The following is a 674-nucleotide window of genomic DNA, read 5'->3' on the forward strand; positions in this document are numbered from 1 at the left end:
CCACCGGAGCATCCCCGCCCGCCCGTCCGGGAACGGCGAGGAGACCCGGTACGGCGGGCCCCATGCACGCAGGCGGGCCGGAGAGGGGCGGAGCCGGAGGTCAGCGGACGATCACGACCTCCAGCGTGCGGGGTCCGTGAACGCCTTCGACCCGGTTCAACTCGATGTCACTGGTCGCCGAGGGGCCGCTGATCCAGGTCAGGGGCCGTGCCGGGTCGAGCCTTCCGACGGCCTCGGGCACGCCCGCCACGATCTGGTCGGCCCGCACCACGCACAGGTGGTAGTCCGGCACCAGGGTCAGCGCCCGCCGTCCCTGCCCGGGGCCGGCGTCCAGCACGATGGTGCCGGTCTCCGCGATCCCCAGCGCGCACCCCGTGATCACCCCGTCGGCGGCGTCCAGCTCCGCCGCGCTCAGCACGGGCTCGTCCCGCATGATCGCGGCCGCTCCGGGACCGGGCTCCGCCGTACTCAAAGCGGGCTCCTCCCGCACGATCGCAGCCGCTCCGGGACCGGGCTCCGCCGTACTCAAAGCGGGCTCCGCGGCCGCTCCGGGACCGGGCGCCGGGCCCCCGGCGTCCGCGGCTCTCGTCCCGACGGCCGATCTCACGGCCCTCGCCCACTCCTCCGGCAGCCCGTCGGGAACGACCAGGCGGGCGGGTGTCCGGCGTTCCAGC

At 76.0% G+C, this 674-nt stretch carries 1 protein-coding gene; it reads right to left on the reverse strand.

Annotated features, from left to right (window positions below; all coding sequences use genetic code 11):
- Nucleotides 1-100 precede the first annotated feature (100 nt).
- Nucleotides 101-673 carry a LutC/YkgG family protein gene (locus CA984_RS44265; protein ID WP_242676524.1) on the reverse strand — a complete coding sequence of 191 codons (573 nt, stop codon included), beginning with the start codon at nucleotides 671-673 and terminating at the stop codon, nucleotides 101-103.
- Nucleotide 674 lies beyond the last annotated feature (1 nt).

Origin of the sequence: Streptosporangium minutum (assembly GCF_002149035.1) — a bacterium.
GTDB classification, from domain to species: Bacteria; Actinomycetota; Actinomycetes; order Streptosporangiales; family Streptosporangiaceae; genus Streptosporangium; species Streptosporangium minutum.